Origin of the sequence: Corynebacterium sp. SA-MJD20WY100, assembly GCF_039822565.1 — a bacterium.
GTDB lineage: Bacteria > Actinomycetota > Actinomycetes > Mycobacteriales > Mycobacteriaceae > Corynebacterium > Corynebacterium phoceense_A.
Map to the genome: position 1 here is coordinate 78955 of NZ_JBCJKS010000002.1, position 22915 is coordinate 101869.

Sequence of the window (22915 nt, forward strand, 5' to 3'; positions counted from 1 at the left end):
CGCGCGCTAACGGAAGTTCGACAGGATCTGCAGCACCTCGGCGCCGTAATTATCCAGCTTCGTCGCGCCCACACCGGACACGCTGAGCAGCCCCGGGAAATCAGAGGGCATGGCCTCGGCGATATTCATAAGCGTCGCGTCGCTGAAGATGATGTACGGCGGAACCTTGTCCTGGCGGGCACGGTCTGAACGCCACGCACGCAACGAAGAGAAGACGTCCTCACTCATTCCACCGTCGCAGTGCTCGTGGCGGCCCAAGGCCTTCTCGTGCGGGGTGTCCAAGGCAAGGCGGCATACGCGGCAGCGCTTGGCGCGGGAAGTCCGACGGCTGCCGCGGGACTCGTCCAGCTCCGGCACGATGCCGTCGAGGAAGCGCGTGCGCTTGCGCGTGGGCGCGGAATCCGGGTTCTTCGCCAGGGACCAGGAACACTGCAAGTGAATGCGGGCACGGGTCACGCCAACGTAGAAGAGGCGGCGCTCTTCCTCCACTTGCTCGTCGCCCGCGCGGATGGCGTGGCGGATGGGCATGGAGCCTTCCTGCAGACCGACGAGGAACACGGCGTCCCACTCCAAGCCCTTGGCGGCGTGGATGGAAGACAGCGTAACCCCCTCGACCGTGGGCGGCTGCTTATTGGCCTGGCGCTGCTGCAGCTCCACGCATACGCCCGGCAAGTCGATGCCCGGGGCGTCGTGGACGATCTGTTCCACAAGTCCCACGAGCGCGCGCAGGGACTGCCAGCGCTCACGTGCCTGGGCGCCGTCCGGTTCCTCAGCGGATAGGCCCAGCGGAGCAAAGGCCGCGCGCGCGATCGCCACGGGGTCATTGGGCAGGTCCGTGCGGCGGGTAGCGCGGATGAGCTCGCCCACGGCCTCGCGGACCTCGGAGCGCTCGAAGAAGCCCTCGCCACCGCGAACCTGGTAGACCACGCCCGCATCCGCAAGCGCTTCTTCAAAGGCGACGGACTGTGCATTGGTGCGGTAGAGAATCGCGATTTCCGAGGCCTTCACCCCCTCGTTGAGCAGGGTAAGAATCTGGCCGGTAACCTCACGGGCCTCGGCCGGCTCAGACTCGTAGGCGTGGTACTGCGGCTCCGGACCCGCCGGACGCATACCGGTGAGTTGGAGACGCGTGCCTGCAATGCGGCCATGTGCCTTACCGATGACCTCATTCGCGAGGTCGGTGATCTGCGGCGTCGAGCGGTAGTCGCGCTGGAGCTTGACCACCGTGGCGTTGTCATACGTGCGCGAGAAGTCGAGCAGGAAGCCCGGAGTCGCGCCGGTGAACGAGTAAATCGTCTGGTTGGCGTCACCGACCACAGTGAGGTCGTCGCGCTCCCCCAGCCAAGCATTCAACACGCGCTGTTGGAGCGGCGTGACGTCCTGATACTCGTCCACGACGAAGGTGCGGTACTGCTCGCGGAACTGCTCGGCAACACCCTGCGAGTTCTCAATTGCGCCCGCGGTATGGATGAGCACGTCCGAGAAATCCAGGAGCATGCCTTCCGGCTGTGTCTTCATCTCCTCGTAGCGGCGATAGGCCTGCGCGACCTTCGCCGGGTCCGAGGGAGTTTTGCGCTGGTACTTCGCGGCGGCAGCCGGGTACGCGTCGGCCGAGACGAGGAAGGACTTCGCCCAGTCAATCTCGCCAATGATGTCGCGGATCATTTCCGTGGACGGCTCCAGCCCCGCCGAGCGCACGGCACGCGCGACCATCGGGAACTTGTTACTCAACAGCTTCCACGGCAGGTCGCCCACGATCTGCGGCCAGAAGTACTTGAGCTGGCGCATGGCCGCCGCGTGGAAGGTACGCGCCTGCACGCCGCCCACCCCCAGCTGGCGCAGACGGTCGCGCATCTCGCCCGCCGCGCGATTGGTAAAGGTCACAGCGAGCACGCGCTGAGGGCTCACCATGCCTTCGTCGCAAAGGTGCGCGATGCGATAGGTAATCGTGCGGGTCTTACCAGTGCCCGCGCCGGCCAGGATGCACACCGGCCCGCGCGGCGCGAGGGCCGCTTTCAGCTGGTCCTCGTCGAGGACAGACAAATCAAGCGCCACTGTTGTACCACTCCATAATCATTCTGTGTGCGATCGAACCGGGCGCCGCAAGCGGGACGCGCGGCAGCTCTGCGCGGGTCACCCAGCGGATCTCCGCGAGTTCCCCGTCGGTCTCAGCGACGGGCTCAAGGTCATTCGTCTGGCCCCAGAAGCCGAGCATGATGCTTCCCGATGCCGCCCACGGCTGCGAGCCCCAATACCGGACGTCGTGCACGCGCCGCCCCGTTTCTTCGAGCACCTCGCGCGTAAAGGCCTCCTCGAGGGTCTCCCCCACATCGACGTAGCCGGCAGGCAGAGAGTAAAAGCCGCTGCGTTGCGCGTTGCGACCGAGGAGCAAATACTCGCGGTGGGTGACGATGCCGATGACGGCGGGATCGAGACGCGGGAAGACCTCAAGGCCCGCGGGCGTGCGGCCCACGATATTGCCGGAGGTATAGGTAAGCTCCTCGCCCGTGGACGGGTGGAAGTTATTGAGCTTGCGGTTGCGCCACAGCGCTACGCCGCGAGTGACGACGCGGTCATGGGCGAAGTCCACCGGACGCAGCGTTTCATAACCGGGGTAGGCCTCGAGGAATTCCCCGGTGACCTCGACGACGTGGTAGCCGGGCACAATCTTCACGGCCGGGCCGACGGCGGCTGCGCCACCACCAGGCAGGGCCGGCAGCTCGGGTAGCCAGACGGCTTCACCGTCCGGTTGGGCGACCACGAGGCCGCGCGCGGTGACGAGCAGAAACATGCCTTCCCCCTGGCTAGTCATGGGTTTTAATCATCATCCTCGTCGTCTTCGTCATCGTCCGTGAGCGGATCGTTGACGCTCGGCAGGTCATGCTTAATGTAGAGCAAGCGGTCGCCGGGCTTGAGCGCGGCGGCATCGGTAGTGTCGACGCGGTGGACTTCGCTATTACGCAGGACGGCGAGCACGATATCGGCGAGGTGGCGCGGGTTGGAGCCCACCTCGAAGTCGCGGACGGGACGCTCGGCAACGGAGAAGCCCTCGTTCGGGGAGAGCAGGTCCTCCATCATCTCCACCACGTTCGGCGTGACGGTGGCCAGGCCAAGGAGGCGGCCAGCGGTCTCCGCAGAGGTCACCACGTTGTTCGCACCCGACTGCAGCAGCAGGTGGCGGTTCTCCGACTCACGGACAGACGCCACGACATTGGCGCGCGGCGCAAGCTCGCGCACGGAGAGCGTGCACAGCACCGCGGTATCGTCCGTGGACGGTGTCACGACGATGGAGCCCGCGTGCTCGACGCCGGCGATCTTCAGCACATCTTGCTTGGTACCCGAGCCGTAGATGGTGACCAGGCCGTGGTGCTCCGCGTTGGCGAGTGCCGCACGGTTATTGTCGATGACCACGATTTGGTTGGATGGCACGCCGTCCGCCAGCAGCGCGGCGACCGCGCCGGCGCCCTTGGTGCCATAGCCGATGACGACGGTGTGGTTCTTCAAGTTTTTCCTCCAGCGCTGGATTTCAACGGTCTTGCGGGTCTTTTCCGTCAGTACCGACAACGCGGTACCGACCAATAAAACAAGGAAGATAAGGCGGGCAGGGGTGATGATAATGAGGTTAACCAGGCGCGCTCCGGCTGAGACCGGGACGATATCGCCGTAACCCACTGTGGTGAGCGAGACGGACGAGTAATACGCCGCGTCGAGCACGGACAGGTTTTCAGAGTAGCCGTCGCGATCGAAGTAGACCACCAGCGTGACAAAGATGAGCAGTAATAACGCCCACCACAAACGTCGCGCCAGCAACTTCCACGGGCTGTCTGTATTCGCGTGCGGAACGGTGATGACGTCGAGCAGGCCATGATCCGGAAGGTAGTTGAGCTCAACCTGCGCCTTGATGCGTCGCGAGAGACGCCGACCCATGCGCCGGGTTCTACCGTTAGCCACGCCGAGACACCTTCCTTGCACGAAGAGAGAAAACCTATAAGAGACAGTAAACCAGCTACCCTACCCTAGTCGCGCCGCAACGATTCACCAACCTTCTCACTCCCTATTGACGACGGCTTATTACGCGCGACGGCCACGCTGCGGACGGCGAACCTCAAGCAGCGCGGCGAGCTCCGCCCCCTGCGGCAGGTCCTCCGGCTGGAACGTGTCGTTGTCCGCGACGTAGTGGAACGCCGCGGCGACGGGCTTGCCATCGCGAGCGAGGCGACGCCATGCCTCGGCGTAGACCGCGAGCTGGATCTCCGCGTCGTGCAGGTCCCGGCCGGTGGGACGCCGGCCTGTCTTCCAGTCCACGATGAGCCAGCTGCCGTCCGGCTGCGCAAAGACGGCGTCCATGCGCCCGCGCACCACGGCGTGGCCCACGGTGATTTCAAAGGCCTGCTCCACGTAGCTCGGCGTCCGGTCCGCCCACGCGGACTCGAGGAACGCGTCCTTGAGCTCCTCTAGTGTTTCCTCCGGCACCGGCTCGCCGATGCCCGGCAGCTCCTCGTCGCCGATGAGCTCACCGCCGCCAAAGCGGTCCTCGAGCCACGCGTGGAACGCCGTGCCGCGCTTGGCATACGCATTCGGCTTAAACGGCACGGGGCGACGCTGGCGGCGCGCGAACATCAGCGGGTCCTTCGACATCGCCACGAGGTCCGAGGCCGTCAGCTCCGTGGGAACCTCAACCTCCACGACGGGTGCCTGCAGCGCGGCATATTCCTCGATGAGCGCAGAAGCCTCCGACTCCCATTGCTCATAGACCTCACCGGCACGCGCCGGCGGAAGCTCCCCGCCCGCAGCGGCGTCCATGGCGGCGGCAACGCGCTCAGCGCCAGCGAGAACCTCCGCCCGCGGGGCGAGCGCGGGGAAACGTCCTTCAGCCACGCTGTCGTCGACGGCAGGCTCGATCGGATCCACCGGCACCTCCCAGTGCACGACGAGATCCGGGTGCGCTGCGTGGAGTCTCTCAAGGTACTCGTACGGGCCTTTCTTCGCCTTGCCCCTCGCGCGGTTGGTACCGGAACCGGTGATGGTGAGCGTCTCCTCCGTGCGCGTCATCGCAACGTAGAACAAACGCGCGGCCTCCTCGGCCTGGCCCTGGCGGTCGGCCTCAATGAAGGCCTTGCATGCCTTTTCAAATTCGCCGCGGTGCGTCGCATCCCCGGCGTCGATGACATCATCATCACCCGGGACCTTCTCCATGACGGTAAGGAACGTCGAGGCCTGCGCCTTATACGTCGTCGAATCCGCATGGAGAACGCACACGTGCTGGAACTCGAGGCCCTTCGCCTTGTGCGCGGTCATGATCTGCACTCGGTCGTGGCGCACGGGGACCTCACCAGGCTTCAAGCCCTTTTCGTGCTCGCGCGCAAGCGCCAGGTAGTCGAGCAGGCCGGTCAGGCTCGCGCCCGTGTAGCCAGCGACGACGTCTGCGAAGCTGTCCAGGTGCGTCGTACCGCCTGCCTTGCCGCGCGCAAGGACCTCAGTACGGATAGTGAAGAGCGCCTCAATGTCGGCAAAGATATCGCCCAAGGTCTTGCCCAGCGAGTACGTGCGCAGGTGACGCAGCTTCGCGGCGAGCTCCTCAATGCGAGCCAGGCCCGCCGGGGTGTAGCGCTCGCGCTCGGCGAGGTCGGCCACCGCGTCGCCCAGGCCCGGCACTTGGTCGGGGCCCTCCTCGATGAGTTCAGCAAGCTCCGCGCGCAGGTGCTCCACGGGGTCCGAATCCGCGGACCAGCGCACGCGCTCGGACTGCAGGCCCGCGAGATTACGCGCGCGGCCTTCGAGCGCCAATAGATCCTCCAACCCCAGCCCCACGAGAGGGCCGGCGAGGATGCGCAGCGCCGCCGCCGTATCCTGCGGGCGCACGAGCATGGTTGCCAGCGCCACGAGGTCCTGAATCTCCGGCTCCCAGAGAAGTCCGCCCAAGCCCACAATCTCGTTGGGCACGCCGCGCGCGTCGAGCGCCTGCGCGACGGCGGCCGAATGCGCGTTGGCACGCACGAGCACGGCCGCGCGGAACTCGCCGCCGTCGGCTTCCTTGTACTTCGCGCACAGGTGGTCCGCGACGAATGCGATCTCTTCTTCCTCCGTCGCGAAGTAGCCCAGCTGAATCTCGCCGGGCTCGGCGCCCGGACGCGCGGAAAGCGGATCCACCGGGCGTGGGCCGGAGCCGAAGACGCCGGTCGCCACGTCATTGGCCAGATCAAGCACCCGCGAGGGATTGCGCCACGACGTGGTGAGCTGGTCCTTGGGCGCGGGCGAGCCATCCGCCTGCGGGAAGTCCTCCACGAAGGCGGCGAGGTTCTCGCTCGTGGCACCACGCCAGCCGTAGATGGCCTGCATGGGGTCGCCCACTGCCGTCACCGACAGGCCCTCGTGATAGCCGCCGCCGTAGAGGCCACGCAGCAACACGCGCTGGGCATGCGAGGTGTCCTGGTACTCGTCGAGGAGGACCACGCGGTAGCGGGCACGCTGCTGCGCGCCCACCGCGGGGTGCTCCGTGGCGAGCTTGGCTGCGGCAGCCATCTGCTCGCTAAAGGTGGTCACGCGCAGCTCGGCCTGACGCTCCTTGAGCTGGCGCAGCAGCGGCAGGTATTGCACGCGCAGACGCTGCTTGTGAAGATACTTCTCCAGGTTCTGGCTGTACTCATTCTTCGAGCGCGGGGACTTATCCAGGCTCGCGAGTTCCAGGCGGAAGGCGCGCTCGTGTTCCTCGATGTCTGCAGGGTTAGACAGCGCCGAGTCCATGGAGTTGGACAGCGCGAGCAGCGTCGCGACCACCGTGGAGACCGTCTCATGCGCGATGAGTTCCCCATCCCAGTTGGTGACCACCTCGTGGGCAATCGCGTAGTGCTCCGCATCCGTGATGATCCGCGCGGTGGGCTCGACCGGCACGAGCAGGCCGTACTCGCGCACAAGGTCGCCCGCGTACGAGTCGTACGTGGAGACATTCACGGCCACATTCTCCACGGCCTCATAGGCCGGGCTGCCCGGCACGAGGAGCCCTGAACCGCGCAGCGTGAGCAGCTGGCGGCGGATGCGCTGCTCGAGCTGCTGCGCCGCCTTGCGCGTAAACGTGAGGCCCAGAACCTGTTCGGGGCGCACCAGGCCGTTGGCCACGAGGTAGATAACGCGCGAGGCCATCGTTTCCGTCTTGCCCGCACCCGCGCCGGCGACGACGAGCTTGGGGCCGAGCGGCCCCTCGATAACCTTGGCCTGCTCCGCGGTGGGCGGGAACTTCTTGCCCAGGCCACGCGCAAGTTCGATGGGATCAAACTGGATCTCGGGTTTAGTCGACATCGGTGACCATCCTTCCTTCCGGGCGCACCGGGCATAAGGTGCGCACCTGGCAGGTATCGCACTTGGGGTTTATCCGCGCGGTAACCTGCGGCCCGCGCATTTCCTGGACGAGGCCCGGCAAGTAGTCCGCGAAGGCCTGCAGCTCCTCTGGCGCCCATGCGGCTTGCTCCCGCACGGTGACGTCCTTGGCCTCGCTCGCCGGGTAGAAGAGCACGCCGCCGCCACGCTCGAGTCCCTTGCCGTCAGCCACGCGGACCTCGCCGTTGCGTTCTGTGAGCGTGCCGTGGGCCAGGGCCAGCTGATACGTCGCCAGCTGCGCGTGGCCCTGGGCTTCGGGGCCCGTCACGGCCTGCTTGCCGGTTTTGAGATCCGCCACGTAATACGCCGGGTTGTCCGCGTGATCGCGTTCCAACCGGTCGATATAGCCGTGAATGGTCACCCCTTCGGCGACGGTGACGTGGACGGGCACCTCGACGCCCACGAGTTCGAAGGCGCCACGCGTCTGCGCCACCCAGGTGCGGGTGCGTTCGAGGAGCCGGTCGAACTGGGCGAGCTCAAAGTCACGTTTCCACGCGGGCACGTCGAGGATTTCCGCGAACGCACCGCGCGTAAGCTGAGCGGCCTCCTCTGCGTTGACGCCACGGCCGAGGGCCTCGAGGAAGGCGTGTGCCATGGAACCACGCAGCAGCGCCATGGGCGTGCCTTCCTCCTCGCCGACATTGCCCAGCACCGCGTTGAGTGGGCACGCCAGCAGGGATTCCACGCGCGAGGGCGAGACGGTGGGCGGAATGCGCAGCTCGCCTTCCGATGCCACCGCGCGGGCGCCCCACCACTGCGCCGGGTCAGCACCTGGCACGCCAGCGTGGGCTAAGCGCGCGAGCTGGCGGGTGGCCTGCTCGCGCTGGGTCTCTTCGGTCTCGGGGTCACAGACGATCCGGCGCAGGTGCGAGACAAAGGACGGCACGGACAGCACGGAGGTGACGAGCGGATTGAGCTCGCCCGGTTCCTCGCCCGCGCCACCTTTGAGGACGAGGCGCGGCAGATCCACGCCGACCGCCATTCCAGCGTCCGGCGCGTCTGGCACGTTGAGCCCCAGTTCGCGCGCCACGGCCGTGCGGCGCAGGCGCTCGTTGGCCTCCCGACGCGCAAGGCGACCGGGCAGGTCGAGTCCCTGACCGGCGAACTCCTCAATAAAGCGGGAGGGCTCGAAGACCTCGTCACCCTCGGGAGCGTCGATGGCGGCGATGAGCAGGCGCGCGCGGTGTCGCGACGTCGCGACGTGGAAGAGGCGACGCTCCTCCTGCAAGCGCGCGGCGAGGTGGCTCACCGGGACGTCCGGCTCAATGCCCTCGTCGAGGTAGTCGATGAGGTCTTCCTGACCAAAGAGGGAGCCGGTCTCCCCCAGCGAGGGCCACGTTCCTTCCTGGGCGCCGACTACCACGACGGTATCCCACTCGCGCCCCACTGCGCCGTGGGCGGAGATGACCTCCACGGCCTGTGGCTTGGCGGAACGGCGGTCGCGCACGCCGGTGGGCAGCTCTTGTTCCTCGATGCTGATGAGGAAGGACTCGAGTGGCGCGTGCGGGTAGCGCTCCGCGTAGTCGCCTGCCGCGTCGAAGAGCGCCATCATGGCATCCAGGTCGCGGTCCGCCTGGGAACCCGTCGCACCACCGCGCAGCGCTGCGGCCTGGAGGCGGTCCGAGAGACCTGTCGCGGACCATACGGCCCACAGCACGTCCTCGATGCTGCCGTCCAGTGCCGCGCGTCCGGCGTCGAGCACGCCGCGCACGCGCTCGAGGATGGCCTGCTCGCGGCCGGTGAGCAGCCCACCGAAGTCCGGCAGCTCGCCGTCCAAGACCGCGCGGAGCGAATCAATACCGCGGACCGTGGGGCGCCAGCGGCGCAGGCCACGAATGAGGCGGCGCAGCGTCACGGGATCCGCGCCCCCCACAGGACCGGTGATAAGCTCCTCGAGGCCCACGTTGTCGAGCGGATCCGTGAGCGCCCGGACGGCCTGCAGGACCGCGGAGACGAGGCGCTGCTCCGAGAGCACGACGTCCGTGGGGCTGATGTGAACGGGCACGCCCGCGGCAAGCAGCGTGCGGCGTACCTGGCCGATCTCTCCGCCGCCACGCACGATGACGGCGATATCCCCCCACGCCACGCCGTCTTCAAGGTGGCGGCGGCGCACGGCGTCCGCGACGACGTCGCGCTGCGTCGCCCGCGAGTCCGCGATCGCGATGCACGCGGACGCGGGACGCCGGCGCGGTACATCGAGGACGAGCTCATGGACAGTGGGAAGCGCCGTGGCAAAGTCATCGAGGAATTCCTCATTCGCGCCACGGAAGGCAAAGACCGCCTGGTCCGGGTCGCCGCCCACGACGGCGAGCTCGGCCGAGCGCGCGAGCTCCGTGACCATGGCGCCGGAGAGCGGATCGAGCAGCTGCGCGTCGTCAACGATGACGGTGTGCCAGCGGTGCTCCGCCGTGAGTTGCGGCTGCTCCGCGACGATCGCGACAAGCTCCGCGGCGGAAAGCGACTTGCGGCCTGAGAGCGCCATGACCTCTTCATATTCGCGCATAAACCGGCCAGCGGCCGCCCACATGGGGCGCCGCCACTGCGTGCCTAGTTCTTCCAGGCGCGCCGGCGAGAGCCCACGCTCGTGCGCGCGGAGCATGAAGTCACGCAGCTGGCGGGCAAACCCCACCATGCCGAGCGCCGGGCGCACGCTCTCCGGCCAGTCCACGCCCCCCGCGTCGACGTGGCCAGCGAGCAGCTCGCGGATGACGGCGTCCTGCTCCGCACCGGTGATAAGCCGCAGCTCATCGTCCATGCCGCCGCGCAGCAGTGCGAAGGCGAGCGAGTGGACGGAGCGGACCATGGTCGACGCCGCCGCATAATCCTCGAGCCGGCGCGCGATCTCGCGGCGCAGCAGCGCGCCCGATTCCTTGGAGGGTGCGACGACGAGGATGCCCGACGGATCCGCACCGGCCTCGATGCGCGCGATGACGGTATCGATGAGCAGGCTCGACACCCCCGTGCCCGCGGCTCCCGTCACACGCCACGCGCCGCGCTCCGGCAGGTCAAAGCCCCATTCGCGGTCCGCCGTGGATCCCACGGCAGCGGGGATGAGCCGCACCTCCGGCGAGGGCGGCAGCAGCACGCCAGTGCGCACCGCGCCGGTTGGGTCATACGCGTTCATACGGGTCCCACCTTTCCCGCCCTGCGGACACTCCGCGTGGCGGCTGACAATCTGAACTTAAGCCAGTGTGCCACTCACCCGCGACACGAGAAGATCCTCCACCTCTGAGATCTTCGCACGCGTGTTCGCGCTCGCGGCGGGGTGCAGGTTATTCACGTGCCGACGGTAGGCCGCCGCACGCAGGAGGAGATGGTCGAAGCCCGCGATATACGCGAAGCGATCGCAAATGCCCGGATCCACCGCGTCGTTGATGAGCCCGTCCACGCACACGAGCGCCGTCGTATAGCCCCGCGGGCGCGGCGCCGCGGTGGGCACGATGTCGACGATGGTGGGCGGATTGGCGCCAGCGAAGATGGTCGTGGCGAGCAGGTCGGCGTGGCCGACACCGAGCACGGGGGCATCGGCAAGCTCGGCCTCGGTGGCGGAGTAGGCCTCACCGGTCTCCTCCCACGCGGCGAGCTCGGCGCGCGCGAAAACATCGTCGCGCTGGGCCGGCAGAATGAGCCCGCTGAACTGCACCATCGCCGTGGAGAGAGCCTCCTCGACGCGCAGTCCCAGCTGCGCGGTCTCGTCCACGCGGCGCGCGAGCTGGCCCTCGACGAATTTCGTGGCCTTCCAGCCACCCACCGTGTGGCGGCCATTCGTGGCGAGCACAGGCCGGGCCACGCGGGCGCCAGCCACGGCAAGACGCTCACGGACCTTCGCGGACCAGCTGGCATAGGGCCCGGCCTGTGAGTAGACAACATCGCCGTAGCGCCAGCCGTTATCCCAGGCATAGCCCATGTGCTCTGGGCGCGCGGCGTCCTTCACAGGCGCGCGGAAAGCATAGAGAACGAGGTCATCGGGCTGAGCCATGCGGGAATCCTTAGAAGTTGAGACTGAAGTTTTACGCGGGGGCGTGGACGTCGAGGTTGGACGGATTGGGGTACGGCCACGGGTTGGGATGGCAGGTATCCGGGTTGTCCGGGTAGACCTCACCCGGTTCCTTAGCGAAGAGATCCGAGTTCTTCAGGCTGATGGTCTGCTGCATCATGATCGGCGCGAGTGCCCCATCCGCACCGCAGGGCTGGTGGGCGGCGTATCCGATGGCGTGGCCGAACTCATGGTTGATGAGGTACTGGCGGTAATTGCCCAGGTCGCCCTCGTAAGGCAGGGCACCGCGGACCCAGCGGGCCTCGTTGATAATGACGGTCGACGGCCCCGTGATCGTCGTGTGGCACGAGGTCTCGGTCTCCAGCTGCGCGCCGCACAGCTCCGCGGTCGTGGTGAGCGAGGTGAGACGGATGATCGTGTCCGGATTATCATCCGCGGCGACGTGGATGAACTTGAACGCCTTGTCATTCGACCACGAGCGCGGGTCAGACAGGGTGGCGTCGACCATCGCAGCAAACGCGTCATCCCCGCCGTAAGGCGCAGAGTCGATACCGTCTTCGACCTCGATGGCGTAGCGCACCGTGCGCTCCGTGCCCTCGCCGAATTCCAAGCCCGGCGTTCCTACCTGGTGGTAGGTCTTCTTCCCTGTTTCCGTAAACGCGCCGCCGGCAGGCAGCTCGTCCTTGGCCTGCTGGACCGCCGCGGCGTGCGCGGGGTCTGGGCCCTCGGCCTGGCTTTCCGATGCCCCCTCAGTCGCCGGCGCGTAGGTCCCCTCGGCGATGGACGCCGTGGGTTCCGCGTCGGGACGGAACACGTCCACGAGGACCCAGACAGTAATAATGGCCATCACGGGGATGGCCACTACGCGCCACCAGCCGTAGTCCTGGGCGAAGCGCACGATGGGATGGGTACCGCGCGCCTCACGTGCCTGCGGCCGGTGTGTGTTCGTCATAAACACATACTTTAGACGGGCTTATGCGCCCGCAAAACCGACGGTGGTCGGCTTCGTCACGCCGATCTCCGCGTAGACGACGCGATCGGTGCGGATGATGTACTTGCGGCCCTTGTCGTCCGCGAGCTCCAGCACGGAGTTATCCGCGAGCGCACCGTTAATCTGCTGGCTCAGCTCTTCCTGCGTACCCTCGGAGCGAATCACGAGCTCGCGTGCGGTGTCAGCGAATCCAATGCGGATATCCATACCAATTCTCCTTATATGTTCATCATGAGGTTTGATGGCCCCACTATAGCCCCACCCGCTACTATCGAGGTGTGTCTGAAAAGCAGCCTCAAGCCTCCACCACTCCCACGTTCGCGGAGCTCGGTGTCGCCGCAGAGATCGTCGATGCCCTGGCCAGCCGCGGAATCACGCACACGTTTGCCATCCAGGAGCTCACGTTGCCGATCGCGCTCAGCGGACACGATCTCATCGGTCAAGCCCGCACCGGCATGGGCAAGACGTTGGGTTTCGGCGTCCCACTCCTCGACCGCGTCTTCGACGACGCGGACATCGAGGAACTTGACGGCACTCCGCGGGCGCTCGTCGTCGTGCCCACGCGCGAGCTCGCCGTCCAGGTGGGCGAGGACCTCACGCAGGCCGCTCGGCACCTGCCTATCACCGTCGCCACCATCTACGGCGGCCGCCCGTACGAGGCGCAGAAGGAACTGCTCAAATCCGGAGTCGACGTCGTCGTGGGCACCCCGGGCCGCCTGCTCGACCTGCACTCTCAGAAGGCGCTACACCTCGACCACGTGGCCATCTTGGTGCTCGACGAGGCAGATGAGATGCTCGATCTCGGCTTCCTGCCGGATATCGAAAAGCTGCTCGAGGCGCTCCACGGCAATCCGCACCAGACCATGCTCTTCTCCGCGACCATGCCCGGGCCCATTGTGACGCTTGCGCGCACGTTCCTCACTAAGCCGGTGCACATCCGCGCCGAGGGGGCCGAGGAATCCTTCACGCACGAGCAGATTAAAAAGGTCACCTTCCAGGCCCACAAGATGGACAAAGGTGCCGTCCTCGCCAAGGCCCTCCAGGCCGAGAGCCGCGGCAAAACCATCATCTTCACCCGCACCAAGCGCACCGCCGCGGAGGTCTCCCACGATCTCGCCCAGCGCGGCTTTACCGTCGGCGCCGTCCACGGCGACCTCGACCAGAAGGCCCGCGAGCGCTCCCTCCAGGCCTTCCGCGACGGCGAGGTCGACATCCTCGTCGCCACGGACGTCGCCGCCCGCGGCATCGACATCGACGACGTCACACACGTCTTCAACTACCAGGTCCCGGATGACCCGATGACCTTTATCCACCGCATCGGCCGCACCGGCCGCGCGGGTCACTCCGGCACGGCCGTGACCCTCGTGGGCTACGACGAGCTACCCAAGTGGCAGATCATCAACGACGAATTCGAGCTGGGCCTGCCTACCCCGCCGCAGTGGTTTAGCACCTCCCCCGAGCTCGCCGAGGCCCTCGCTATCCCCGAGGACGTTTCTGAGACCGTCGGCCCTGCCACTAAGGTTATCGGGGCACCACGTAGCCGCTCTCAGCGTGACGGCGGCCGCGGTTCCGCCCGCGACTGCGCTCGCCGTTCCGGCTCACGCACGCGCACCCGCACCACCCGTTCTCGAAGCTCGAGGAGCCGCCGCCGATGAGCCGCACCCCCATCCTGTCCGCCAGCCGCAAGGACTGGATCGCCACCGGCGTCATCACGGCTGTGTGCGCTTTCGCGGTGGGCGGCGCGTATGTCACGTCCGATATTCGCAGCGCCGCGCTCACCACGGAAAACACCCCTGGCGACACGGAGGTCCAGGTCCTCGCCGAGGCCCCCAATAAGCTCGCGGAAGCCTACACGCTCGATAACGCCGGTGTCCCCGGCGAGCACAAGCCGCTCGTCGCCGCAGGACTCGTCATCACCAACGACGCGCGCACGGTCCATGCCACCAATCAGGATGGCTCTGAGGCATGGTCCTACTCGCGCAAGAACGACGACATCTGCTCGCTCGGCACCGCCTGGGGCAAGGTCGTCGTCACCTACCGCACCGGTGTGGGCTGCGGCGATGTTGTATCCATCGATGCCGCTACCGGCCAGTACGCCAACACACGCAGCGCCATCAACTCCGAAGACGTCGTCTCCGTGACGTCCAATGACCGCATCGGCACCGTGTCCACCGATCGCATTGACCTCTGGCGCTCGGATCTTGTGCGCACCGTCGAATACGGCGACGTGGAGGCACCCCAAGAGCCCGACATGCAGCCCAATGCGGACTGCACGATCAGCTCCGCGCTCACCCGCACCGAAAACGTGGCACTCACCGAGTCCTGCCCCAACGAGTCAGGCACCTGGATGCGCCTCATGAAGGGCACCCCGGAAGACTCCCGCAAGCCGGAGGTCACCACCAACGTGCAGCTACCCGAGGACGGCGCGCGTCTCGTCGCCATCGGCCAGGAAGCCGCCACCGCCTACGTGCCTGGCCCCACGCCCGCTCTGCGCTCCTTCGATAAGACCGGCACGGAAACCGCCACCCGCACCGTAGCCGAATCCCCCGACGTCACCGAGGGCACCACCCCATTCGCGCCTGCCACCGCGGACCTGCCACACCACATGTCCTGGTTCGACGGCACGCGCCTGTATCTGTTTACTCCAACGGAGCTCAAGGTCGACCGCGTCTTCGAGGACGCCATCGGCACGCCCGTCGCCGTGGGCGAACGCATGCTCATGCCCACCGACAAGGGCATCGCCGTCGTCGATTGGGCCACCGGCGAGACTGAACGCACCATCCCCGTCGACCGCGGCAGCTACTCCGGCCCCGTCTACCTCGCCATGGCCGGCACCACCATCGTCGAGTCCCGCGGCGCGCAGACCGTCGTCCTCGCTGCCTCTTAACTGTCCTACACACAGAAAATTCCCCACCAGGTTCAGGGTCCTGGTGAGGAATTTGTGATCCTGCTCAGCGCGTAGCTCTCAGTAGAAACCTCGGGGCGCTCTAGTAATGCGAGGCGCGCTTTAGTAGTGCGAAGCCGCCCACTGCGTCGAGGCCGGCACGAGCATGAGCAGCCACAGCGCCACCGCGGCCGAAAGAAGCACGAGCACGCCCAGCGCAATCGCACCGCCGCTCATCATCTGGAATGAGCTCGCCGCGAGGATGAATTGCACGAGCACAATCGCGCCGCGCCCCCAGCGCTTCCCCTTGATCATGGCCACGGCGCCGAAGATAACGAAGCCGAAGACGATGAACAAGAATATCGCCGTTCCGGTGCCGACCCAGCCGCTGGCCGCGGCATCGGAGACCATCGACTCATTCTTCGCACCCGTGACGTCACGGATGATGAGCACAATGCCAAAAATGATCACGGCGATGGCCTGCACCACGGCGATGCCGGCGCCGATGAGCACAGGTTGCGGCGCACGTTCTTTTTCCGGCGCGGCAGGGCTTGGGACGGGACGCTTCTTCTCATTCACGCGGACTATCTTAGCCACCGCAACGGCGTACGCCGCCCACCGACCGACAGTCCTTGCCTCACACCGGTCGCACGCCTGCGCACCTGCGCCCGCACGCACCGACACACGCCCACGCATGTATGAACACGTCTCCACTTTCCTCGTTTCGTGTACGCGTCCACGAGTTTGCCCAGCTGGGACGAATGTAATTCATACGCAAGCCACCGTTTACCTATCCCAAACGCACATCACATCCTCAACCTAGGACGCAACGGGGGCAACGGTTAAATGACAGATTTGACCTCAGCGCACTCATCCCACTCACCCCACCGCAACAAAAACTCGAGGTCACACGACTTTAGGTCAGCCTAACTTGGCTCAAATATGTTTTTGCCAACAAATATACAGGGGATAATTCCAGTGACGTTTACCACAATTCACCCCCTAACCCTAGCCAAGCTTGAGTTTTCGTGCGATTATCTTCAAGTACCGCAAAACAGGGAACGGTTAACCGCCCCTTAACTGCAGATTAACCTCCGCGAGGAAGTTAGTCTTCACCGCGAATGTTGCCATGGCGGCGTCGACGCGGCCTGAGCCTCGGATTTCTCCGCGGCTTGCAGGCCCCACTGCTCGCAGACCGGCCATTCGCACCTTATCCACTACAACCCGAGGTTCGTTGGCGCGTCCGCGTCTCGCACCTTCAACACACCGCTGTCAAAATTTGTTAGGAGATTTCAATCATGGATTGGCGCCACGAAGCTGTTTGCCGCGACGAAGACCCCGAGCTGTTCTTCCCGGTCGGTAACTCCGGCCCTGCCCTTACCCAAATCGCAAAGGCCAAGCTGGTCTGCAACCGTTGCCCGGTTGCTTCCCAGTGCCTCAAGTGGGCTCTCGAGTCCGGCCAGGATGCCGGCGTCTGGGGCGGCATGTCTGAGGAGGAGCGCCGCGCTCTCAAGCGCCGCCGGAACCGCGGCCGTGGCCGCGCTCGCGTCACCGTCTAAATCCTTTTCACCCGCCGCGATTTCCCCACCGGCAGGTCCAAACACTAAAGTCAGTGGGTAAGTAATTATCCGCTCACCGAATTAAACAAGGAGGCCGCACATGTCTAAGCGTGGTCGTAAGCGTAAGGACCGCCGTAAGAAGAGTGCAAACCACGGCAAGCGTCCTAGCGCATAAGCACAGCATGTAAAACAAGGGCCCGACCTTTTGGTCGGGCCCTTGCTGTATGTCAGGCCATGTGTCTGAGGCGGTTGCCTCCTCACGCCTAGAGATACTGTGACGCCTCGCGCACGGACAGCGGCGCCATCTCGGCGCGGTGCGCGTCGACGAAAGCACCCACCCAGTCGGGATTCGTCTTCGAGTAATCGCGCAAGGCCCAGCCAATCGCCTTATTGATGAAGAACTCGCTCGAGCCAAAGTTGGCTTCGATGCTCTCAGCGAGCAGCTCGGTATCCGTATGCGTCTTTCGGCCACGCTGATGGTCGATGGCAATGCGCCGCAGCCAGAAGTCCTCGTCGCGCGCCCAGGTCCGCAGCACGTCATTGACGGAAGGATCGCGCAGCGCGATATCCCCCACTACTTTGTCGAGCACGTCGATAGAATCCCACCAGGCCTTGGACTGTGCCAACGCGCGCAGACGCGGCACGTCAGCAGCGGACAAGCGCCCGCGGACCGCCACGAGGTAATCCAAGGCGACGTACTGATACTCGCGCTCGTCCGCGTCCCAGCAGGCGTCCACGAAGTCCCAGTCCACGCCAGATTGAGCGCGCAGTTTTTTGAGTACCGGCTTCGCGGCTGCGCGCAGCGCCGGGCGCGGAATGCCCAAGAAGGCGAAGCGCCCCCGCATGTAGGAGGACATGGCAGGGGCACGGGTGGCATCGGCAAGCAATGCCAACGCCGCAGAGAGTGCGGCGAACGTTACTGAGTCCACCGGACCTCCGTGCGGGAGATCTCAATGGTGATCTTCTGGCGTAATTGCTCAGGGGCTTGGGCGCCGCCGCAACACTTGCGGACCATGGCACGCACGATCTCTTCGGCCTCGAGGCGCTCAGAGCATTCCTGGCACTGCGCGATGTGCTCACGGATTTCCAGGGCGCGGGCCTGGCTCGTGTTCTCATCGAGGAGCTCACAAAAGAGAGCCTGAACCTCCGGGGAGGTACACGCGCCGCAGTTATGTCCTTGTGCGTGTTCCATTATTTATCCTCCATATCCGGGTGGTGCAATCCAATGCCTTGTTCGCGTGCTACGTCCTTCAACGCGCCGCGCAGTAATTTTCTTCCACGATGGAGGCGCGACATGACAGTTCCCAGCGGAGTGCCCATCACTTCCGCGATTTCCTTGTACGCCAACCCCACGACATCCGCGTAGTAGACCACCATGCGGTAGTCCTCCGGAAGGTCATTCATCGCATCCGAAATCGCGCCATCCGGCATGCCGCGCAGGGCCTCGACCTCTGCGGATTCCAGCCCAGACGAGTCGTGTCCAGACGTGGTGTAGAGCTGCGAGTCCGTGAGCTCATCCGCGGAGGACTCGTGCGGACGTCGCTTCGCCTTGCGGTAGGAGTTGATGTACGTATTCGTCATAATGCGGTACATCCACGCCTTGAGGTTCGTGCCCTGCGTGTACGAGTCAAAGGAGTTATACGCCTTGAGGTAGGTCTCCTGGACCAAATCCTCCGCGTCCTGCGGGTTGCGCGTCATGCGCAGCGCGCCGCCATAGAGCTGGTCGAGCAGCGGCATGGCCTGTTCCTCGAAGCTCGGACTCTTTTCTTGTCTAGCCACGAAGTAGTCGTCCTCCTTTTTCTACTTACGCTGTTAAACCTCTACCCTACTGCTATGGCTAAGAAGAAGCCGCATGCGGCTACCCCGGCACTGAAAATCCTCGAAGACGCAGGCGTCGCGCACACCGTTTCGACGTTTGAGGGCGGCACCGATCACTTCGGCGACACCGCGGCCGAAGCGCTGGGTATCGACCCCGATCGCATCTTCAAAACCCTCGTCATCGACCTCACCGCGGGCAAGGGCCCCAAGCGCGAGCTTGCCGTGTGCGTCCTGCCGGTGAGCCACCAGCTCTCCCTCAAAAAGGCCGCAGCAGCCTTCGGCGTCTCCAAGGCCACCATGGCCCAGCCTGCCGATGCCTCCAAATCCTCCGGGTACATCCCCGGCGGCATCTCCCCACTCGGCCAAAAGCATGTGTTGCCCACGGCCATGGACGAGACGGCGCTGCTCTTCGACACGGTCTTCTTCTCCGGCGGCAAGCGTGGCCTCGACATTGAGATGAACGCCGAAGATCTGCCGAAGGTCCTCGACGTCCAGTTTGTCGATCTCGAGGCCGAATAGCTCGCGTTCTCCGGCGGCGCGCCAGCGCCGCCACTAGAACAATGTCTTCTCCGCGGGCCCCTCGATAAGCTCCGCGTAGTCATTGCGCACGTTGCCCACCGCAGGGTCCGCCGGGCGGGTGTGAAACCCGCGCAGGCCGCTGGGCTGGAGCAAGTCCCCGCTCATATCGCCCTCGAGCCACGGCCGGATCTCCTCCGACAGGAGGAACTTGGGCAAGCGGCCGTGGAGCCACTCCATCTCGTCTGTCGCCGCCGTGGTCACCATCGTCGCCGAGAGCTTATCCAGACCGGTGCCCCACAGCCCGGCCGCCCACAGCTGGCCTTCGGGTGCGGTGACGTAATACGGCTGCTTCTTACCGTCTTCGCCCGTGTGCCACTCGTAGTAGCCGTCGAGCGGGATGACGCAGCGGTTCTTCTTGTACGCGTCGCGAAAAGAAGGCTTGGACGCTACGGTCTCCGCCCGCGCGTTGAACAGCGGCGGGCCCTGCTCATCCTTCTTCCAGTGCGGCAGCAAGCCCCAGCGTGCAGGCTCGATGGCGGCGAACGTCTCCTTCACGCGAATGATGGGGATGGTCTGCGTGGGCGCAATGTTGTAGCGCGCCGGCGGCAAACCCTGCGGCGCGTGGACTTCGCTTACGCCGGGCCACTGCCCCACGGCATCGAGAAAGGACTCGGGTTGGAATAAGACAAAGCGTCCGCACATGCCCTCTATTATGGACTGCATGCCAGATTTATGGACAGCCCCTGTCGCCCCCGGCCCACTCGACGCCACCGTGCGCGTGCCGGGCTCAAAATCCATCACGAACCGCGCATTCATCCTCGCGGCACTCGCAGAAGGCCCGTCGGTCCTGCGCGCACCGCTCGTCTCGCGCGACACGGACCTCATGTCCGCGGCGCTGCGCGCCATGGGCGTGGGCGTCGAGCAGACCACCGGCCCGGACGGCGTCCCCGAGGTGCACCTCACCCCAGGCCCGCTCCACGGTGCCACCATCGACTGCGGCTTGGCTGGCACGGTCATGCGCTTCCTGCCGCCGCTGGCCGCGCTTGCCAGTGCGCCCGTCACCGTCGACGGTGATCCCCAAGCGCGTCTGCGACCCATGGGCACCATCCTCCAGGCGCTGCGCGACCTCGGCGTCGAGGTCGACGGCGACGCGCTGCCGTTTACGGTAACCTCGCACGACATTCCGGAAGGCGGCACCGTTACGGTCGACGCCTCGGGCTCCTCGCAGTTCGTCTCCGGCCTGCTGCTCTCCGCGCCGCGCTATGCGCAAGGCATCACGGTCGTCCACGAGGGCGGCACGCTACCGTCGCTCCCCCACATCGAGATGACGTGCGCCATGCTCCGCGAGGCAGGCATCACCGTCGAGGAACACGCTGACGGACCGCGTCCGTCCTGGACTGTTCACCCCGGCCCCATCGCCGCGCGCACGTGGGAGATCGAGCCGGATCTGTCCAACGCCACCCCGTTCCTCGCCGCGGCGGCTGTGGTCGGCGGCACGGTGCGCATCCCGGGCTGGCCTTCCTCGACGACGCAGCCAGGCGACGCCATCCGCGGCATCCTCGCCGAGATGGGCGCCGACGTCACGCTCGCCGACGGCGTACTCGCCGTCACGGGCCCTGCGGGCAGTGCGCTGCGCGGCATTGAGCGCGACATGGGCGACATCGGCGAGCTCACGCCCACTGTCGCGGCGCTGTGTGCCCTCGCGGAGACGCCCTCGCGGCTTACGGGCATCGCGCACCTGCGCGGCCACGAGACGAACCGTCTCAAGGCCCTCGCGACAGAAATCAACAACCTGGGCGGTCGCGTGACCGAGCTGTCCGATGGTCTCGCCATCGAGCCGGCGCCGCTGCACGGCGGTGAATGGCATTCCTATGCGGACCATCGCATGGCGACGGCGGGCGCGATCCTCGGGCTGCGCGTGCCGGGCGTCGAGGTAGAAAACATCGCGACGACCTCAAAGACGCTGCCGGGATTCGAGCACATGTGGGAGAACATGCTCCATGGGTAAAAACGCCCGCGGACGCTCCGCCCGCGACTACGACGAGTCCGACGTCCACATCCGCCCGGGCAAGGGATCGCGCCCGCGCACGAAAGATCGCCCCAAGCACAAGGACGCGAAGTTCGGCATGGTCATCACCAAGGATCGCGGTCGCTGGGGCGTGGCCCTCGATGATGGCCCCGTCGTGGTCTCCATGCGCGCTCGCGAGCTCGGTCGCACGCCCGTCGAAGTCGGCGACCGCGTCGGCGTCGTGGGCGATACCACGGGCCGCAAAGACACGCTGGCGCGCATCGTCAAGCTCGAGGAGCGCACCTCGGTCCTGCGCCGCACGGCGGATGACACAGACCCGTATGAGCGCATCGTCGTCGCGAACGCGGACCAGATGCTCATCGTCACCGCCGTGGCCGACCCGCCGCCGCGCTCCGGTTTCGTCGAGCGCGCCCTCATCGCGGCCTTCGTGGGCAACGTCTCGCCCATTCTCTGCCTCACGAAGACCGATCTCACGGACCCTACCCCGTTCGCAGAGGAATTCGCGGACCTTAACGTGCCCGTCGTCTACGCCGGCGTCGAGGACGGCCTCGAGGCGGTCGAATCCGCCATCGATAACCACATCACCGCACTCATCGGACATTCTGGCGTGGGCAAGTCCACTCTCGTCAATCGCATCGTTCCCGACGCCAACCGCGAGACCGGCGAGGTTTCCGCAGTGGGCAAAGGCCGCCACACCTCCACGCAGTCTGTCGCGCTGCGTCTGCCCGGCGCACCTGGGCCTTCCGGCTGGATCATCGATACCCCGGGCATTCGCTCCTTCGGCCTTGCCCACGTCGACGCGGATACCGTTATCAACGTCTTCGAGGATCTCGCCGCCGCGACCGAGCAGTGTCCGCGTGGTTGCACGCATGCCGGTCCCCCAGCAGACCCCGAATGCGGACTCGACGATCCGGAGCTCGTCCCGCCCGATTCCGCCACGGCCCGCCGCCGCGACGCCGTGCGCACACTGCTTGCCGCACTGCGCACCAACGTCGAGTGGGAAATGTAATCACGCAGCATTCTCCCACACCGTGAAAACAGAAACGGACCGGGTGACTCTTTCCACGTCGCCCGGTCCGTTCGTGTAGGACATGAATGAGCTGTTAGAACGGCAGCTTCACGTTGCCCAGGTTGATTCCGCCGTGCGAGACAACGTACGCAACGCCAGTAAATGCCGCCGTGCCCAAGAGCCCCAACAAGGTGTAGAGCAGCTCATCCGGCATCTGGGACGAGGTGTTTCCTGCATCCTTGGAGTCGCCCGTGCCCGGCTTGGTCTCGATACTGTCGTCTTTATCCGAGTCATAAGACTCGCGGTTGGCACAAGCATCAAGCGCATTCTTGTACGCCTTGGCGTTCTTCTGGATCTGCTTGATGACAGCGACGTTGCCTTCTAGCAGTTCGCGCTGATCGTCGTCCTCGACGCCCACGCTCAGCTGGGCTTCATAGTCCTCAAGCATGTACTCCAGGCCGCCGTCTACACCAGTAAGCTTTTCTTCGAATTTCGACTTCGTGGATTTCGCGTCCTTCACCTGAACGCTCAACGGCATGATGGAGGCCTCATTGATGTCGTTCTTCTTCGCCGTAGCTGCGTCCCACTCCTCCTGCTCAGAAAGACTCAGCGTGATGGTGCACGTGTTCTTTTCTACCGTGCTTTCCAGCGCCTGTGCCGGAGCGACGATCACGGAAGAAACGACGGTTGCCGAGACAAGCGAAGCGACCATTCGAGAGCGATACATAAAAGGGT

20 protein-coding genes are annotated in these 22915 nt (G+C 65.6%); 6 read left to right on the plus strand and 14 right to left on the minus strand.

The features are described from left to right. Window positions 1-6 precede the first annotated feature (6 nt). The 8 genes from ABJ196_RS01630 to ABJ196_RS01665 all read right to left on the minus strand — a co-directional run bounded on the left by ABJ196_RS01630 (window position 7) and on the right by ABJ196_RS01665 (window position 12569). Window positions 7-2055 carry an ATP-dependent DNA helicase UvrD2 gene (locus ABJ196_RS01630; protein WP_347304935.1) on the minus strand — a complete coding sequence of 683 codons (2049 nt, stop codon included), beginning with the start codon at window positions 2053-2055 and terminating at the stop codon, window positions 7-9. Beyond that, window positions 2045-2812, minus strand: a complete 768-nt coding sequence (locus tag ABJ196_RS01635) for an NUDIX domain-containing protein (protein WP_347304936.1) — start codon at window positions 2810-2812, stop codon at window positions 2045-2047. Before ABJ196_RS01635 ends, ABJ196_RS01630 begins: the two co-directional genes overlap by 11 nt. A gap of 5 nt (window positions 2813-2817) precedes the next feature. Next, window positions 2818-3927: an NAD-binding protein gene (locus tag ABJ196_RS01640; protein ID WP_347304937.1), complete on the minus strand. Its 1110-nt coding sequence runs from the start codon at window positions 3925-3927 to the stop codon at window positions 2818-2820. Between the two features lie 144 nt (window positions 3928-4071). Then, window positions 4072-7296, minus strand: coding sequence for a UvrD-helicase domain-containing protein (locus ABJ196_RS01645; RefSeq protein ID WP_347304938.1), 3225 nt, complete (start codon window positions 7294-7296; stop codon window positions 4072-4074). Continuing rightward, complete coding sequence (locus ABJ196_RS01650) at window positions 7286-10498, minus strand: ATP-dependent DNA helicase (protein ID WP_347304939.1); 3213 nt, start codon at window positions 10496-10498, stop codon at window positions 7286-7288. Before ABJ196_RS01650 ends, ABJ196_RS01645 begins: the two co-directional genes overlap by 11 nt. A gap of 57 nt (window positions 10499-10555) precedes the next feature. Beyond that, on the minus strand, window positions 10556-11353 hold the full coding sequence (locus tag ABJ196_RS01655) for a hypothetical protein (RefSeq protein WP_257069716.1): 798 nt from the start codon (window positions 11351-11353) through the stop codon (window positions 10556-10558). A gap of 31 nt (window positions 11354-11384) precedes the next feature. After that, the gene (locus ABJ196_RS01660; protein WP_257069715.1) at window positions 11385-12323 is read right to left on the minus strand and encodes a DUF3152 domain-containing protein; all 939 of its coding nucleotides are present in this window, start codon (window positions 12321-12323) and stop codon (window positions 11385-11387) included. Between the two features lie 21 nt (window positions 12324-12344). Beyond that, entirely contained in the window at window positions 12345-12569 is a 225-nt protein-coding gene (locus ABJ196_RS01665) for a DUF3107 domain-containing protein (protein WP_066485487.1), read from the minus strand. 71 nt (window positions 12570-12640) lie between these two features. Here ABJ196_RS01665 and ABJ196_RS01670 point away from each other — a divergent pair, with 71 nt between their 5' ends. Together ABJ196_RS01670 and ABJ196_RS01675 are read left to right on the plus strand one after the other, a co-directional pair. Beyond that, window positions 12641-14017, plus strand: coding sequence for a DEAD/DEAH box helicase (locus ABJ196_RS01670; protein ID WP_257072278.1), 1377 nt, complete (start codon window positions 12641-12643; stop codon window positions 14015-14017). Then, window positions 14014-15249, plus strand: a complete 1236-nt coding sequence (locus ABJ196_RS01675; protein WP_347304940.1) for a hypothetical protein — start codon at window positions 14014-14016, stop codon at window positions 15247-15249. Before ABJ196_RS01670 ends, ABJ196_RS01675 begins: the two co-directional genes overlap by 4 nt. Window positions 15250-15369: 120 nt before the next feature. Here ABJ196_RS01675 and ABJ196_RS01680 read toward each other — a convergent pair whose 3' ends face one another. Further along, window positions 15370-15825, minus strand: a complete 456-nt coding sequence (locus tag ABJ196_RS01680) for a hypothetical protein (protein ID WP_347304941.1) — start codon at window positions 15823-15825, stop codon at window positions 15370-15372. 719 nt (window positions 15826-16544) lie between these two features. On the opposite strand from ABJ196_RS01680, the gene ABJ196_RS01685 reads away from it, so the two are divergent. Then, window positions 16545-16805: a WhiB family transcriptional regulator gene (locus tag ABJ196_RS01685; RefSeq protein ID WP_066485471.1), complete on the plus strand. Its 261-nt coding sequence runs from the start codon at window positions 16545-16547 to the stop codon at window positions 16803-16805. Window positions 16806-17068: 263 nt separating this feature from the next. On the opposite strand, the gene ABJ196_RS01690 is transcribed toward ABJ196_RS01685, so the two are convergent. From ABJ196_RS01690 to ABJ196_RS01700, 3 genes are read right to left on the minus strand one after another with little or no spacing between them, the layout of a single operon-like run. Further along, window positions 17069-17734 carry a DNA alkylation repair protein gene (locus ABJ196_RS01690; protein ID WP_347304942.1) on the minus strand — a complete coding sequence of 222 codons (666 nt, stop codon included), beginning with the start codon at window positions 17732-17734 and terminating at the stop codon, window positions 17069-17071. Continuing rightward, on the minus strand, window positions 17722-17997 hold the full coding sequence (gene rsrA, locus ABJ196_RS01695; protein ID WP_257053467.1) for a mycothiol system anti-sigma-R factor: 276 nt from the start codon (window positions 17995-17997) through the stop codon (window positions 17722-17724). The genes ABJ196_RS01690 and rsrA overlap by 13 nt, the downstream gene beginning before the upstream one ends. Then, window positions 17997-18542 (minus strand): sigma-70 family RNA polymerase sigma factor, encoded by a 546-nt coding sequence (locus ABJ196_RS01700; protein WP_257053669.1) that lies wholly within the window; start codon window positions 18540-18542, stop codon window positions 17997-17999. The genes rsrA and ABJ196_RS01700 overlap by 1 nt, the downstream gene beginning before the upstream one ends. 96 nt (window positions 18543-18638) lie before the next feature. Between ABJ196_RS01700 and ybaK the strand changes: the two genes are divergently transcribed. After that, on the plus strand, window positions 18639-19142 hold the full coding sequence (gene ybaK, locus ABJ196_RS01705; RefSeq protein ID WP_257036588.1) for a Cys-tRNA(Pro) deacylase: 504 nt from the start codon (window positions 18639-18641) through the stop codon (window positions 19140-19142). A 33-nt stretch (window positions 19143-19175) separates the two neighbouring features. Here the strand turns inward: ybaK and ABJ196_RS01710 are convergent, their stop codons facing one another. Beyond that, window positions 19176-19844 carry an SOS response-associated peptidase gene (locus ABJ196_RS01710; RefSeq protein ID WP_347304943.1) on the minus strand — a complete coding sequence of 223 codons (669 nt, stop codon included), beginning with the start codon at window positions 19842-19844 and terminating at the stop codon, window positions 19176-19178. On the opposite strand from ABJ196_RS01710, the gene aroA reads away from it, so the two are divergent. Together aroA and rsgA are read left to right on the plus strand one after the other, a co-directional pair. Beyond that, window positions 19843-21150 (plus strand): 3-phosphoshikimate 1-carboxyvinyltransferase, encoded by a 1308-nt coding sequence (gene aroA, locus ABJ196_RS01715; protein ID WP_347304944.1) that lies wholly within the window; start codon window positions 19843-19845, stop codon window positions 21148-21150. The two genes, ABJ196_RS01710 and aroA, sit on opposite strands and share 2 nt — an antisense overlap. Next, a complete protein-coding gene (gene rsgA, locus ABJ196_RS01720) occupies window positions 21143-22180 on the plus strand; it encodes a ribosome small subunit-dependent GTPase A (protein WP_347304945.1) in 1038 nt (345 codons plus the stop codon). Before aroA ends, rsgA begins: the two co-directional genes overlap by 8 nt. A 94-nt stretch (window positions 22181-22274) precedes the next feature. Here the strand turns inward: rsgA and ABJ196_RS01725 are convergent, their stop codons facing one another. Beyond that, complete coding sequence (locus ABJ196_RS01725; protein WP_347304946.1) at window positions 22275-22907, minus strand: hypothetical protein; 633 nt, start codon at window positions 22905-22907, stop codon at window positions 22275-22277. Window positions 22908-22915: the final 8 nt, after the last annotated feature.

Coding starts and splice junctions, on each gene's coding strand:
- ABJ196_RS01635 (WP_347304936.1), bottom strand. CDS start 2,812: ATGACTAGCCAGGGGGAAGGCATGTTTCTGCTCGTCACCGCGCGCGGC.
- ABJ196_RS01640 (WP_347304937.1), bottom strand. CDS start 3,927: ATGGGTCGGCGTCTCTCGCGACGCATCAAGGCGCAGGTTGAGCTCAAC.
- ABJ196_RS01645 (WP_347304938.1), bottom strand. CDS start 7,296: ATGTCGACTAAACCCGAGATCCAGTTTGATCCCATCGAACTTGCGCGT.
- ABJ196_RS01650 (WP_347304939.1), bottom strand. CDS start 10,498: ATGAACGCGTATGACCCAACCGGCGCGGTGCGCACTGGCGTGCTGCTG.
- ABJ196_RS01655 (WP_257069716.1), bottom strand. CDS start 11,353: ATGGCTCAGCCCGATGACCTCGTTCTCTATGCTTTCCGCGCGCCTGTG.
- ABJ196_RS01660 (WP_257069715.1), bottom strand. CDS start 12,323: ATGACGAACACACACCGGCCGCAGGCACGTGAGGCGCGCGGTACCCAT.
- ABJ196_RS01665 (WP_066485487.1), bottom strand. CDS start 12,569: ATGGATATCCGCATTGGATTCGCTGACACCGCACGCGAGCTCGTGATT.
- ABJ196_RS01675 (WP_347304940.1), top strand. CDS start 14,014: ATGAGCCGCACCCCCATCCTGTCCGCCAGCCGCAAGGACTGGATCGCC.
- ABJ196_RS01685 (WP_066485471.1), top strand. CDS start 16,545: ATGGATTGGCGCCACGAAGCTGTTTGCCGCGACGAAGACCCCGAGCTG.
- rsrA (WP_257053467.1), bottom strand. CDS start 17,997: ATGGAACACGCACAAGGACATAACTGCGGCGCGTGTACCTCCCCGGAG.
- ABJ196_RS01700 (WP_257053669.1), bottom strand. CDS start 18,542: ATGCCGCTGCTCGACCAGCTCTATGGCGGCGCGCTGCGCATGACGCGC.
- ybaK (WP_257036588.1), top strand. CDS start 18,639: ATGGCTAAGAAGAAGCCGCATGCGGCTACCCCGGCACTGAAAATCCTC.
- aroA (WP_347304944.1), top strand. CDS start 19,843: ATGCCCTCTATTATGGACTGCATGCCAGATTTATGGACAGCCCCTGTC.
- ABJ196_RS01710 (WP_347304943.1), bottom strand. CDS start 19,844: ATGTGCGGACGCTTTGTCTTATTCCAACCCGAGTCCTTTCTCGATGCC.
- rsgA (WP_347304945.1), top strand. CDS start 21,143: ATGGGTAAAAACGCCCGCGGACGCTCCGCCCGCGACTACGACGAGTCC.
- ABJ196_RS01725 (WP_347304946.1), bottom strand. CDS start 22,907: ATGTATCGCTCTCGAATGGTCGCTTCGCTTGTCTCGGCAACCGTCGTT.